This is a genomic window from Rhodanobacter lycopersici (genome assembly GCF_040812335.1).
Taxonomy (GTDB): Bacteria; Pseudomonadota; Gammaproteobacteria; order Xanthomonadales; family Rhodanobacteraceae; genus Rhodanobacter_A; species Rhodanobacter_A lycopersici.
Genome location: NZ_JBFOHK010000005.1, coordinates 161,260 through 174,075, shown reverse-complemented (window position 1 = coordinate 174,075; position 12,816 = coordinate 161,260). Strand labels below are relative to the sequence as shown.

Sequence of the window (12,816 nt, the reverse complement as noted above, 5' to 3'; positions counted from 1 at the left end):
GCCGCGGGTGACGCGATGGCGACGATCCGGCAAGCTGTCGGCATCCGCCGCCGCGCAGGAATCGCATCATGCCGCCACGCCATGAACGCCCCGCTGCACTGATCACCGGTGCCGGCAAGCGGGTGGGCGCGGTGATCGCGCGCACGCTGCATGCGGCGGGCTACGACCTCGCCCTGCACTGCCGCCGCTCGGTGGCGGAAGCCGAGGCGCTGGCGGCCGAACTGGAACAAGCGCGCGCCGACAGCACCCTGGTGCTGCAGGCCGAACTGGCCGATCCGCATGCGTTGCCCGCGCTGGTGGACACCACGCTTGCACGCTTCGGCCGGCTCGACGCGCTGGTCAACAATGCCTCGGCGTTCCATCCCACGCCGGTGGGCGCGGCCACCGTGACGCAGTGGAACGAGCTGTTCGCCTCGAACGCGCAGGCACCGTTCTTCCTCGCCCAGGCGGCCGCGCCCGCGCTGCGCGCCACGCGCGGTGCGATCGTGAACCTGGTGGACATCTACGCCGAATATCCGCTGGCGGATCACCCGATCTACTGCATGGCGAAGGCCGCGCTGGCGGCGATGACCCGCGCGCTGGCGCTCGACCTCGCACCCGATATCCGCGTCAACGGCGTGGCGCCCGGCGCCGTGCTGTGGCCCAGCGACGGCAAGCCGTATGCGGACCAGCAGGCGATGCTGGCGCGCACGCCGCTGGCACGCGCCGGCTCGCCCGGGGACGTGGCCGGCGCCGTGCTGTGGCTGCTGCGCGACGCACCCTACGTGACCGGCCAGATCATCCGCGTGGACGGCGGGCGTACCCTGGCGACGTAGCCGAATGTCGAGCAAGTGCAGCCTGCACTTGCTCGACTCGCCGAGTCCGTCGCATGTCCGGACCCGGCTCCGCCGGCCAGTTGCTTGCGCGGCCGACTGGCGTGCGATCCATCCATGGGTCGACCCTCAACGCTTCGGGCGGAACGCCGACTCCAGCAGTACCTGGTCGAAACCGCCGCCCACCTCGCCCGCCTCCGCATAGCGGTACAGCGCCGCGGCGTAGATGCCCTGCAGGGTGGACTGCACCAGCCCCAGCAGCACGAAGCCGATCACCACCAGCACGATCGCCGGCGCGATGACGGCAATCGACTGGGTGGCGATCGCACCAAACACCAGCACTGCCGCCAACAGGGCCGCGAGGAAGAACACCAGGCCGAACACCACGCCCAGGCCTGCATTGCCGATCAGGTTCTCGCCCCAGGTCTGCTTGAGCAGTCCCGCGCTGCGCTTCACCGCGTCGACCGGACCGATGCCTTCGCTGGCCAGCACCGGCACCACCAGGAAAGTGGCCACCGTCCACGCCAAACCGAGCAGGCCCACCACGAAGCGGCCGATCAGGCCCAGCCGCTCCTGCAATGCGCGCAGGAAGAGGCCCACCGTGGCCGCGATCAGCGCGTAGCCGAAGATGCTGCCCAGCCGCGAGCGCGCCAGCGCGAAGCCGTCGGCCAACCCGGCCGGCTCGCCGCGCAGGCGCCGCAGGGCCACGCCCGCCAATGCGGTGTTGAAGAACACGATCACGAAGTACTGCACCAGGTAGAACGCGAACAGCACCAGGTAGTACCCCGGCGCGAAGCGGCGGCCGTCGAAGTCGCCGCCATGGTGGCCGATCAGCGCCAGCGCCACCGGGACCAGGAAACTCGCCGCCACCACCACGCTGCACAGTCCCGACAGCAGCGGAAACAGCAGCAGCGACTTGTCCGAGCGCAGCACTCCCGCGCTCGCCTTCATCAACGCCCAGCTGCGGGCGAACTTTCCGGCCATACCCTTGACCCCCATGCGATGGAAGGCATCTTTCTAGCACCACACGCGCTCCGGCAACAGAGCTGTGACGGATCCGTAGGAGCGCACCCTGTGCGCGAATGCTTTCCGCTCTGATCGAAGCACCAGAGCCATCGCGCACAGGGTGCGCTCCTACGGGAGCGGCTCGGGAACGAGCGGCTCCCGTTCGTGCGGAAACGCCGCCCACAGCGCCGCCATCGTCTGCCCGCTGACGGGATGGCGCGCCTGCGGCGCGATGTCGGCCAGCGGCTTCAGCACGAAGGCGTGCCTGAGCTCCTTGCGCGGAAGCTGCAAGTGACCGGGGCCGTCGATCACGCGCTCGTCATACAGCACGATGTCCACGTCCAGCGTGCGATCCGAATAGCGCGGCACGTCGCGGCGACGGCCGTGGCGATCCTCCAGCGCGTGCAGCCAGTCGTTGAGCGCCTCGGGCTCGAGCCCGGTGTCCAGGCCCACCGCGAGGTTCACGAAGTCCGCACCGTCGAAGCCCACCGAGCGGCTGCGGTAGGCCGGCGACACATCGATCGTGCCGAAACGGGCACGCAACTCGTCCAGCGCCGCCCTGAGATGGCGGCGCGGTTCGAGGTTGGAACCCAGGCTGAGGTAGACGCGGGCCATCACGGTGTCGCGGGCTGGAAAGGCCGCGATTCTGCCTGCCTCTCACCCAGTCGCACCAGCCCGGCCTGCATGTCGTGGCCGCCGGGCTGCTGGTACAGGCGCAGGCCGAACTCCGGCAGCAGCGCGAACAGGTGGTCGAAGATGTCCGCCTGGATGCCCTCGTACTCGGCCCAGGCCACCGTGGCGGTGAAGCAGTACAGCTCCAGCGGGATGCCCTGTGGCCCGCTGGCGAGCTGGCGCACCATGCAGCCGAGGCCGTGGTGGATGCGCGGGTGGCTGTCCAGGTAGGCCTGCACATAGGCGCGGAAGGTGCCGAGATTGGTGAGCCGGCGGCGATTGGCCGCCACTTCGCCCGCCTCGCCCAGTGTCCGGTTCCACTCGGCCACTTCCCGCTGCCTCGCCGGCAGGTAGCCCGCCAGCAGGTGCAGTTGCGCCAGGCGATCCAGCGTCGCACCGTCGAGGAAGCCCACGCTGCCCGCATCGATGGTCAGCACGCGCTTGATGCGCCGGCCGCCGGTCTCCTGCATGCCGCGCCAGTTCTTGTACGAGTCGGAAATCAGCCGCCAGCTGGGGATGGTGGTGATGGTCTTGTCCCAGTTGCGCACCTTCACCGTGTGCAGCGCGATGTCGATCACGTCGCCGTCGGCATTGAGCTGGGGCATCTCGATCCAGTCGCCCACCCGCAGCATGTCGTTGGAGGAGAGCTGCAAGCCGGCCACGAAACCGAGGATGGTGTCCTTGAACACCAGCATCAGCACCGCCGACATCGCGCCCAGGCCCGACAGCAGCAGGCCGATCTTCTGCCCGGTGAGCGCGGTGACGATCACCAGCCCGGCCACCACGAACAGCGCGATCTTGGCCAGCTGCACCACACCCCTGATCGAGCGTTCGCGGCCGCGCGGCGTTTCACGGTAGAGGTCTTCCAGCGCCGACAGTGCGGTGCCGATCGCCATGGCCACGAACAGCACCAGCAGCGCCTCGGCGACATTGCGCACGGCCTGCACCAGATCGCCCGGCAGGTCCGGCACCAGCGCGATGCCGTACTGCACGAGCAGCGCCGGCACCGTCCGCGCCAGCCACAGGAAGCTGCGCCGCCGGCACAGCGCGTCGTCCCAGCGCCACTGCGTGCGCACGGCGATGCCGTGCACTGCGCGCAGCAACACGCCGCGCAACAGCACGCCGGCCAGCCAGGCCAGCAGCAGCAGGACCAGCAGGACCAGCGCGGCACGCATGCCGGGCAGATCCAGCAGTTGTTGCAGGGAAGCCATTCGCTTCGCTCCTCGGGGTCGGGCCGGTGCGCTCGGCACGCCGGCGGGCCAGGCGGCCTGCGCCGCAGGGAGGCCGCAAGGCCTCGTGGCGGACGGCTACGGACGCGTGCCGCGCTCGATGCACACGCCTACCGCTTTCGCGCCGCGCACCGCGCCGGGCTTGGAGAGCTTCAGCCGCACCCAGCCCACGCCGAACTCCTCGCGGATGATCGCGGCGCAGCGCTCGGCCAGGGTTTCCACCAGGCCGAAGCTGGAGGCGCCCACGTAGTCGATCAGCCGCTTGGACACGTCCTTGTAGTTCAGCGTGTGCGCGATGTCGTCGCTGGCGGCGGGTACGCTGTTGTCGAACGCCATCTCGATGTCGAAGGCCAGCGTCTGGCGCACGCGGCGCTCCCAGTCGTAGATGCCGATCACGGCGTCGATGCGCAGATCCTCGATGAAAACAATGTCCATGGCGACACGTGCGGCGGAACAGAGGTCATACAGGGTCGGCGACTGCACGCGCAGATGCAAGCCGGCGCCTTTTCACGCCGGCGGCACGCAGACATGCGTGCGACGTGCTAGATGTGGCAGCTCCCGCCGCACAGGACCCGCCATGAACGCTCCTGCCAACGTGACAGCCGCCATCGCCAGCACGCCCTACACCGTCCGCCTGGGCGACGACCGCGGCCACCAGTGGCTGGCCGACGAGCCGGCCGACCTGCACGGCGCCAACGCCGGCCCGGACCCGCACCGGTTGCTGCTCTCCAGTCTCGGCGCCTGCACCTCGATCACGCTGAAGATGTACGCCGAACGCAAGGGCTGGCCGCTGGAAGGCGTCGAAGTGGTGCTGGATTTCAACCCCGAGGGCAAGCCGGAGGACGGCAGCAACCTGATCCGGCGGCGCATCGCCCTGTACGGCAAGCTGGACGAACCACAGCGCGAGCGCCTGCTGCAGATCGCCAACGCCTGCCCGATCCACAAGGTGCTGAGCGGCGAGATCCGCATCGATTCCGCGCTGGAATAGGCGCACTCCGTAGCCAATGCGCCCATCACGGCGGCGGCGGCGTGCGATCATGGCGCATGACCGCCTTCACCACGCTCCCGCTCAAGCCCGCCCTGCTCGCCAGCCTCGAAACCCTCGGCTACGCGGAGATGACGCCGGTGCAGGCGCAAAGCCTGCCGCCCATGCTGGAAGGCCGCGACGTGATCGCGCAGGCACAGACCGGCAGCGGCAAGACCGCCGCCTTCGGACTGGCCCTGCTGCAGGCCTTGCAGGTGGAAACGATCCGCCTGCAGGTGCTGGTGCTGTGCCCCACCCGCGAACTCGCCGACCAGGTCAGCAAGGCGATCCGCAAGCTCGCCGCCAACATTCCCAACGTGAAGCTGCTGACCTTGTGCGGGGGCATGCCGCTGGGCCCGCAGCTGGCTTCGCTCACGCACGATCCGCACATCGTGGTCGGTACGCCGGGCCGCGTGCAGGAGCACCTCAAGCGCGGCAGCCTGCACGGCGGCGGCATCCGGGTGCTGGTGCTGGACGAAGCCGACCGCATGCTCGACATGGGCTTCAGCGAGGCCATCGACGACATCGTCGGACGCGTCGCGAAGCACCACCAGACGCTGCTGTTCTCGGCCACCTATGCGGACGAGATCCGCCAGGTGAGCAAGCGCCTGCAGCGCGAGCCGGTGGCAGTGACGGTGGAAACGCCGCACGCGGAGACCACCATCGAGCAGCGTTTCCACGAAGTGGAGCCGGCGCAGAAGCTGGACGCGCTGGCGCAACTGCTCGGCAAGGGCGCGCTGAGTGCGGAACAGGCGCAGCACGCGCTGGTGTTCTGCAACATGCGCAAGGACGTGGATGCGGTGGCGCAGGAACTGGATCGCCGCGGTTTCTCCGCGCTCGCCCTGCACGGCGACATGGAACAGCGCGACCGCGACGAAGTGCTGGTGCAGTTCGCCAACCGCAGCTGCTGCATCCTGGTGGCTACCGACGTGGCCGCGCGCGGCCTGGACATCACGGCGCTGCCGCTGGTGGTGAGCCATGACATCGCGCACGACCCCGACACGCATACGCACCGCGTCGGCCGTACCGGGCGCGCGGGCGAGAACGGCCTCGCCATCACCCTGGTCGCGCCGCGCGAGCGGCCCAAGGCGACGAACATCGAGGAACAGCTCGGCCACCCGCTGCCGTGGCATCCGCTGCGCGTGTCGCCGCCGCGCGGCAAGCAGCTCAATCTGGCGCCGATGAAGACCCTGGTGATCGACGCCGGCAGGCAGGACAAGCTGCGCCCCGGCGACATCCTCGGCGCGCTCACCGGCGATGCCGGGCTGGCCGCGCAGGACATCGGCAAGATCGACGTGTTCGCCACCCGCGCCTACGTGGCGATCAGCCGCGCGCTGGCGAACAAGGCGCTGGAGCGGCTGCGCGCCGGGCGCATCAAGGGGCGCAACTTCCGCGTGCGGGCATTGGGCTGACTCCACGGACTGCCTCCGCACAGCCGCCATGCCCCACGACGACATGCCCCACACGGAAAGGGCGACGACGCCATCGCATGACGCCGACGCCCATGTCGCCCTGGGCAAGGTACGGATGATGCAAGGCTCCCTCGCCGATGCCGCGCGCAGCTTTCAGCAGGCTATCGGGCTCAAGCCGGATCACGTTGAAGCGCATTACCTGCTGGGCAATGCGCTCGGCGCCCAGGGGCAACTGGCCGAGGCCGCGGACAGCTTCGGGCAGGCGCTGGCGATCAAGCCGGATTTCGTCGAGGCCCATGCGAAGCTCGGCCATACCCTGATGGCGATCCGGCAGCCGGGCGCGGCCGAAGCGCATTTCCTGCAGGTCCTGGCTGCGCGCCCGGATGATGCGAACACGCACAACAGCCTCGGCATCGTGTATCGCGAGCAGGCGCGCCTGGCCGAGGCCGAAGCCTGCTACCGCCGCGCGCTGGCGATCAGGCCCGACTACGCCGAAGCGCACAACAACCTGGGCAATGCCTTGCGCGACCAGGGCCGCCGCAGCGAAGCCGAGGCCAGCTACCGGCAGGCACTGGCCATCCACGACCGCTTTGCCGAACCGCACTTCAATCTCGGCAATATCCTGCGCGAGCGGCAGCAACTCCCCGAGGCCGAACACAGTTACCGGCGCGCGCTGGCGATCAGGCCCGACTACCTGATGGCGCTCAACAACCTGGGCCTGTGCCTGAAGAAGCAGGGACGCGTGGAGGAAGCCTGCGCATGCTTCGAGGCCGCGATCGCGATCAAGCCGGATTTCCTGCAATCGCTTTGCAACCTCGCGCCATTCCGCACGCATGCCGCGGACGACCCGCACCTGCGCATGCTCGAGGAACAACGGCAGCAGCTTCCGGTCCTGCCGCCGGCAGGACGCGTCAACTACTGGTTCGCCCTCGGCAAGATGCGCGAGGATGCCGGCCGCCATGACGACGCCTTCGCGGCCTACGCGGAAGGCAATCGCCTGCAGGCCGCGCGGTTCCCGCATGACGAAGCACGCGAGGCGGCGCTGGTCACGCGCCTGCAGTCGGTCTTCCATGCCGGCTTTTTCGCGCATCGGCCACGGCCCGGCCACGGCGACAGCAGGACACCGATCTTCATCGTCGGCATGCCGCGCTCGGGCACCTCGCTGATCGAGCAGATCCTGGCCAGCCACCCGGGCATCCACGGCGCCGGCGAGCTGACCGACCTGCATGACGTGGTGCATTCCCTCGACACGACTGCCACCGCGTATCCGGAAGTCGCCGCCACGCTCTCGGACGAGGCCCTGCAACGCCTGGGTGAAGCCTACGTGGAACGCGCGTGGCGCCATGCCCCGCAGGCGACGCATGTCACCGACAAGCTACCGGCCAACTTCCTGCACGTGGGCATGATCCACCGGATGTTGCCGCACGCGAAGATCATCCATGCCATGCGCGATCCGATGGACTCGTGCTTCTCCTGCCACGCGCGCCTGTTCGAAGGTGGCAACCTCGATTTCAGCTACGACTTGGGCAGCCTGGGCCGCTACTACGTGCGCTACATCGAATTGATGCGGCACTGGCACCGCGTGCTGCCACCCAACACCGTGCTGGACCTGCGCTACGAAGACATGGTCGCCGACACCGAAGGCCAAGCGCGCCGCCTGCTCGACTACCTCGGGCTGCCATGGGATGCGCGCTGCCTCGATTTCCACCGGAACGAGCGCGTGGTGCGAACCGCCAGCATCGCCCAGGTGCGCAAGCCGATCTATCAATCCTCGGTCGCACGCTGGAAGCATTTCGAGGCGCATCTCGCACCATTGCTGGAGATCGTGCGGGATTACCACTGATCGCCATTCACAAGATCGATGCGTTCGCGACTACTCGCCTGTGCGGTTGACGAGACGACCACCCCGCGCCGTGTTTGGGAACTGAGGGGCACGGTCTAGCAGCGCCGCGCTTTGGCCGTTGCTTCTGCGCGCAGGAGCGCGCTGCTCTTCGGGATCCCTATGCGGCGGTGAGGCGGGGACGATCAGGCCGCGCAGCGGGCGTTGCCACGGATGGCAACGCCTTTTCGACCGGGCAGGAGGCCCGGCCGAAAAGCCCGGCCACGCCTCACGCACCCGGAGGGCAGAGCCTGTCCCGGACCTGATCCGGGAATGCCCGGAGAGCGCCGTATCGGGGTGCTCTGTTCTCTTTGGCTACTTTCTCTTGACTCCGGGCATCCTGCCCTCCGCCCTTGCGGACCAGCTTCGCTGTTCGCACACGCTCCTGCGCGTGCGTGAGCACGCAAAGAGAAAGTAGCTCGGCCACCGGCAGGTGGACGAAACCGCTTTGCCGCTTGCGGAAGCGCGCAAGCAAAAGCCCCCTCTCCCCTACCCCTCTTCCTAGCTCCTCAAAGCGGGGCCATCCATGGCCTCTCTCCGCGTCCGCACGCGGGAGAGGGGATTATCGTTGGAGCCAACGTGCCGCACCACGCCCGGCGAGCAAGCCGCTGGCGAAGCAGGCGGTGAGCAGGTAGCCGCCAGTCGGCGCCTCCCAATCCAGCATCTCGCCCGCGCAGAACGTGCCCGGGCGCGCACGCAGCATCAAATGTTCATCGAGTGCTTCGAGACGGACGCCGCCCGCCGTGCTGATGACTTCGGCCAGCGGACGCGGCGCCCGCAAAGCCAGCGGCAGTGCCTTGATGCGCGCGGCGAGCGCAGTCGGATCAGCAAGCGCAGCCTTGCCGGCGGCCTCGAACACCAGTGCACATTTCGCGGCATCCAAATGGACGCGGCGGCGCAGCCAGTCACCCAAGCTGTGCTTGCCGCGCGGTGCGGCGAGGCGCTCGGCCAGGGCTGCCTGGGTGATGCCCGGCGCAAGGTCGAGATGCAATATTGCCTCGCCATCCCGCGCGATGCGTTCGCGCAGGTCCGCGCCGATGGCATAGACCAGGCTGCCTTCGATGCCGTATTCGCTGAGCACGCATTCGCCCTGTCGCGATTGCGCGACCCCATGGCGATCGGACCAATGCGCCGCCACCGACTTCAATGGCAAACCGGCGAAGCGCGTGCGCAGGTGCTCGCTCCATGCGATCTCGAAACCGCAGTTGGCGCTTTGCAACGGCGCGATGTCGACGCCCGCATCGCGCAGGGGCGCCACCCATGCGCCATCGGAACCGAGCCTGGGCCAGCTCGCGCCGCCCGGCGCCAGCACCACGGCATCGGCCGTGACGATGCGCTCGCCCTCCGGTGTGGCGAAGCGCAAACCATCGTCGCCCGCCCAACCCAGCCAGCAGTGATGCATGTGGAAGGCGACGCCCGAAGTGCGCAGCCGATGCAGCCAGCGGCGCAGCAGGGGTGCGGCCTTCATGTCGGCGGGGAACACCCGGCCCGAGCTGCCGACGAAGGTTTCCACGCCCAGCCCGCGCGCCCAGTCGCGCAGCGCGTCGGCATCGAAGGCGCGCAGCCAGCGCGCGATCTCGTCGCGGCGCTCGCCATAGCGTTCGATGAAGCGCGCGAACGGTTCGCCGTGGGTAAGGTTGAGTCCACCTTTGCCAGCGAGCAGGAACTTCCGCCCCACCGAACCCATGGCGTCGTACAGATCGACCTCGATGCCGGCCACGCAGGCGGCTTCGGCCGCCATCAGGCCGGCGGGGCCGCCGCCGATGATGGCCAGTCGTGGGGAAGCGTCTTGTGTCATGCGCGCATGGTCGCATGCGCGCCGGGGTTTTCCGCCGGGCCCTTTGTCGCCGGGATCAAACGGGCGGCAGCCATGGGCGCACTTCCAGGCATCTTTGCGATCGTCCGTGATCGGGAGGATCAAACGGGCGAAAGAGCCCGGCCTTGCGGCCGGGCTCCAGGTTTGCAGCTCAGGTGCCGCGCTTACTGCACGTTCAACGTGACGTCGTCGAGCGTGAAGTCGGTGTTGCCCCGCGACGAAGTCTCCTTGCCGGTGAACCTGATGGTCACCGTCTGGCCGATGTAGGCGGACAGGTTGGCGGATTCCAGCGCATAGCCGGTGTTCTTGTTGGCGTTGGTGAAGGAACCCACCGTGGCCAGCACCGCGCCCGAGCTGTTCAGCACCTGCACGGTGAAGGTATCGACCGCCGTGCTCTTGGTGGTGTCGATGTGCAGGTAGTACTGCAACGTGGCCGTGGTGTGGCCGCTGGGGATGCTCACCTTCTGCGACACCGTGTCCGTGTGCGAGGTGCCGTAGCCGTCCAGCCAGGCGAACCACGAACCCGCATGCGGGCTCTCGCCGCTGCCGCAGTAGCTGGACGACGACGTGCTGCTGGTGCACAGCGAACCCGAGCTCATCGTCCACGGCGAGGCCGTGCCGGTCTCGAAGCCGGTGTTGCCGAGCAGCTGGGCCGGCGTGCCGCTGCCCGAAGTCACCGTCACCGATCCCGACTTGGTGCTGGTGGCACCGGTGCTGTCCGTCACCGTGAGGCTCACGGTGTAGGTGCCGGCCGCCGTATAGGTATGGCTCGGGCTGGCTGCGGTCGAGGTGCCGCCGTCGCCGAAGCTCCACGAGTAGGAACTGATCGTGGCCCCCGTGTCGGTGGAGGTGTTGGTGAAGGTCGCCGTCAGGCCGCTCACGGTATCGGTGAAGCCGGCCACCGGCGTGCCGGTGCCGCCACCGCCGCTGCTGCCGCTGCCGGCCACGTTGGCCACGAAGTTGGCGATGTTGATCGAGCCGAAGCCGGTGGTGTAGTCCCAGCCCACCGCGGCGGTCTCGCCGTCGTTGTTGCCGGAAGTCACGTCATGGAAGTCGGTCGAGTAGTGCGATGCGGCATCCGCGTAGATCAGCGGCGCGGCGAAGCCCAGCGAGGAGTCGGTGGCCAGCACGCGGGCCCAGGTGCCCACGAACAGCGGCGAAGCCAGGCTGGTGCCGCCGATCTGCTCGCTGGAGCCGTCCACGATCACCATGGCGCCGCTGTCCGGGCTGGCGTCGAAGGCCACGTCGGGCAGGCCGCGGTACTTGCTGCCCGCGTTCTGGCCGACGCCGTTCTGCCAGCTCGGCTGCGCCTCGAAGGTGCTGGGGCTGCCGCCGGTGGCGCCTTCGTCCTCGTTGAGGTTGTTCCACACCGTTTCGTTGGTCCAGGTGGTGCCCGAGGTGTACAGCTCGGTGCCGCCCACCGCCACCACGTACTGCGAGTCGGCCGGCCAGCTCGGCATGGTGCCGCTTTTGGTGCCGCACTCGTTCGCGCCGCTGTCGCCGGAGGAGATCGAGAAGGTCTGGCCCTGCGCGTCGGCCTGCTCGAAGATGTTGTCGCCGGTGGCCGCGCCGTCGGTCTCCATGCCGGTTTCGCAGCCGCCGATCGAGACGTTGATGACGCGCACCACGTTGGCGGTGACCGCCGCGTTGAAGTCATCCACCAGCGGCTGGGTATCCAGGCTGGAGGTGTCGTACAGGTAGAAGGCCTTCACGCCGCCGGACATGCCGGCGATGTCCTGGGTATCCAGGTCCCACTCGCCGTCGCCGCTGGTGCTGGTGCCGCCGCCGTCCACCGTCACCACGTTCAGCGGGATGTTGCCAAGGCTGCTGTGCTGGTTGAGGAAGGAGCTGAAGTCGCTCTTCACGTTGGTCATGCTGCCGGAGGTGATCACGCCGACGTTGATCGTCGAACCGGTGGCGGTGCTGCCCGCGTTGTAGATCGTCGGGAAGTCGGTCGGCGCGTGCGCGCTGGCGGTACCGCTGGTCGCGTTGGGATGCACCGGGGTCAGCACGTGGAAGGTATGCACGGTCTGCAGGCCCAGCACTTCGTTCACGATGCCCTGCAGCGATGCCGGGATCTGCACGTCGCTGGAGGTGCCGTAGGCATTGCGCCCGTCATGCGTGTGCACGCTCACCAGCGAGGTGCGGAACGCGGCGGCAGCGGTGTCCGCACGACCGCTGGCGGTCACCAGCTGGCGGTTCGGTTCGATGGTGACGTTGCTGAAGCCGGACTGCCTCAGGAAATCGGCCACCTGCTGCGCCTGCGCCTGGGTCGGTGCATACAGTGCGTTGAACTGTGCGGGCGTGAGGTTGGGATGGTGCGGATTGGCGACGAACGCATCCAGCTGCGCCTTGTTGCGCAGCTTGAGCGACACCGCGACGCGCATCGGATGAGCGACATCCAGCGGGCCGACGACGCGGTCGCCCGTTTGCAACGTGGTGGCGTGCCGCACGGTGGTGAACAGCGCTGTGCTGGTGGCGCTGGCCGTGGTGGCGCATACCGAGGAGGCTGCTGCCATGGCGATGGCGGCAGCCAATGCTTTCAAACGAACGTGATGCATGTAGGTGACTCCCCAAATTTTCGGGGCGAACGGACCTGACGCGGCCGTGTGACCCCGTGGCAATGACATGTCGCACTCGCGTGCGACTCCGATTTGCTGCTTGCCAGACGATTCCCGAGCGCCCGCTGCGGCCACCGTCCCCCTGAACTCCCTCTCACGGATGGCCTTGGGCTTTGCTCGATGGCGTCCGCCCCCGCAGACGCCATCCGGAATCATTCGTCATGCTCCCCATGGCGAATTCCCCGAAACTAAGCAATCGAATTTGCACCCGTCAATATCAAAAAGTAGCAAATGTAACCATCGACACATTAATCATTCAGATTTGCTTCATATAGAATTCTCCACATCAAATTGCGCATTTGAAACGCGATTACATCCGTTTTTCTGACGCGCCACAGATACCGGT

Annotated in this window: 10 protein-coding genes; 4 read left to right on the top strand and 6 right to left on the bottom strand. The window is 68.1% G+C overall.

Going from position 1 to position 12,816, the window contains the following annotated elements; genetic code table 11:
- Positions 1–68: 68 nt before the first annotated feature.
- A complete protein-coding gene (locus ABQJ54_RS16850; protein WP_367855484.1) occupies positions 69–815 on the top strand; it encodes a pteridine reductase in 747 nt (248 codons plus the stop codon).
- Positions 816–941: 126 nt separating this feature from the next.
- On the opposite strand, the gene ABQJ54_RS16845 is transcribed toward ABQJ54_RS16850, so the two are convergent.
- The 4 genes from ABQJ54_RS16845 to folB form a co-directional block, all read right to left on the bottom strand.
- Positions 942–1,796: a DUF6159 family protein gene (locus ABQJ54_RS16845; protein ID WP_367855483.1), complete on the bottom strand. Its 855-nt coding sequence runs from the start codon at positions 1,794–1,796 to the stop codon at positions 942–944.
- A 150-nt stretch (positions 1,797–1,946) separates the two neighbouring features.
- Entirely contained in the window at positions 1,947–2,432 is a 486-nt protein-coding gene (folK, locus tag ABQJ54_RS16840; protein WP_367855482.1) for a 2-amino-4-hydroxy-6-hydroxymethyldihydropteridine diphosphokinase, read from the bottom strand.
- Positions 2,432–3,700: a mechanosensitive ion channel family protein gene (locus ABQJ54_RS16835; RefSeq protein WP_367855481.1), complete on the bottom strand. Its 1,269-nt coding sequence runs from the start codon at positions 3,698–3,700 to the stop codon at positions 2,432–2,434. Before ABQJ54_RS16835 ends, folK begins: the two co-directional genes overlap by 1 nt.
- 96 nt (positions 3,701–3,796) lie before the next feature.
- The gene (folB, locus tag ABQJ54_RS16830; RefSeq protein WP_367855480.1) at positions 3,797–4,153 is read right to left on the bottom strand and encodes a dihydroneopterin aldolase; all 357 of its coding nucleotides are present in this window, start codon (positions 4,151–4,153) and stop codon (positions 3,797–3,799) included.
- A 142-nt stretch (positions 4,154–4,295) separates the two neighbouring features.
- Here folB and ABQJ54_RS16825 point away from each other — a divergent pair, with 142 nt between their 5' ends.
- From ABQJ54_RS16825 to ABQJ54_RS16815, 3 genes are read left to right on the top strand one after another with little or no spacing between them, the layout of a single operon-like run.
- Positions 4,296–4,706 (top strand): OsmC family protein, encoded by a 411-nt coding sequence (locus tag ABQJ54_RS16825; RefSeq protein ID WP_367855479.1) that lies wholly within the window; start codon positions 4,296–4,298, stop codon positions 4,704–4,706.
- Positions 4,707–4,762: 56 nt separating this feature from the next.
- Positions 4,763–6,154 (top strand): ATP-dependent RNA helicase DbpA, encoded by a 1,392-nt coding sequence (gene dbpA, locus ABQJ54_RS16820; RefSeq protein WP_367855478.1) that lies wholly within the window; start codon positions 4,763–4,765, stop codon positions 6,152–6,154.
- A gap of 28 nt (positions 6,155–6,182) precedes the next feature.
- Positions 6,183–7,997 carry a sulfotransferase gene (locus tag ABQJ54_RS16815; protein WP_367855477.1) on the top strand — a complete coding sequence of 605 codons (1,815 nt, stop codon included), beginning with the start codon at positions 6,183–6,185 and terminating at the stop codon, positions 7,995–7,997.
- Positions 7,998–8,595: 598 nt separating this feature from the next.
- On the opposite strand, the gene ABQJ54_RS16810 is transcribed toward ABQJ54_RS16815, so the two are convergent.
- Together ABQJ54_RS16810 and ABQJ54_RS16805 are read right to left on the bottom strand one after the other, a co-directional pair.
- Positions 8,596–9,831, bottom strand: coding sequence for a TIGR03862 family flavoprotein (locus tag ABQJ54_RS16810; protein WP_367855476.1), 1,236 nt, complete (start codon positions 9,829–9,831; stop codon positions 8,596–8,598).
- A gap of 182 nt (positions 9,832–10,013) precedes the next feature.
- A complete protein-coding gene (locus ABQJ54_RS16805) occupies positions 10,014–12,410 on the bottom strand; it encodes a protease pro-enzyme activation domain-containing protein (RefSeq protein WP_367855475.1) in 2,397 nt (798 codons plus the stop codon).
- Positions 12,411–12,816: the final 406 nt, after the last annotated feature.